This window comes from Microvirga sp. P5_D2, from assembly GCF_054049475.1.
On the sequence record NZ_JBFUMH010000421.1, the window covers coordinates 1 to 576 of the forward strand.

A 576-nucleotide genomic window follows, 5' to 3' on the forward strand; every position below is an offset into this window, starting at 1 on the left:
GTCGTCCCAGTCGATGCCCACCGCGATCAGCACGGCCTGCGAGGCGACGATGCCGCCCTCGCGCACCTTCTCATACCGCGCATCCAGGATCAGGTACGGGAACGGCTCCTCGAGCCGGCGYGAGGCGAACTGGGCCAGGCTGTCGTCGAGGCGCTTGTTGATGGCCGAGATGGCAGAAGCCGAGAAGCTGTGGCCGCACAGCTCCTCGGTRATSGCCTTGACCTTGCGGGTGGAGACACCCTGCACGTACATCTCGGCCAGGGTGGCCACCAGCGCCTGCTCGGAGCGCTGATAGCGCTCGAACAGCTCGGTCGAGAAGCGGCCGTCGCGATCCTGYGGCACGCGCAGCTCGAGCTTGCCGACCCGGGTCACCAAGGTGCGGGTGTAGKAGCCCGAGCGGTAGCCCAGGCGAGCCGAGGTGCGCTCGCCCTTCTCGGCCTGAAGGGCGTCGGTCATCTCGGCTTCGAGCATCTCCTGCATGACGGCACGCACGATCTCGCGCAGGCCGTCCGGGCTTTGGCTGAGAAGGTCCTTGATGGCAGCGGCGGCAGGTTTATCTTTGGCGTTGGTCATGGT

1 protein-coding gene is annotated in these 576 nt (G+C 66.7%); it reads right to left on the reverse strand.

What is annotated here, in order from left to right; translation table 11 throughout:
• A partial coding sequence (locus tag ACXJKO_RS32070; RefSeq protein WP_457095023.1) for an IS256 family transposase occupies positions 1 to 573 on the reverse strand: 573 nt, incomplete at its 3' end.
• Positions 574 to 576 lie beyond the last annotated feature (3 nt).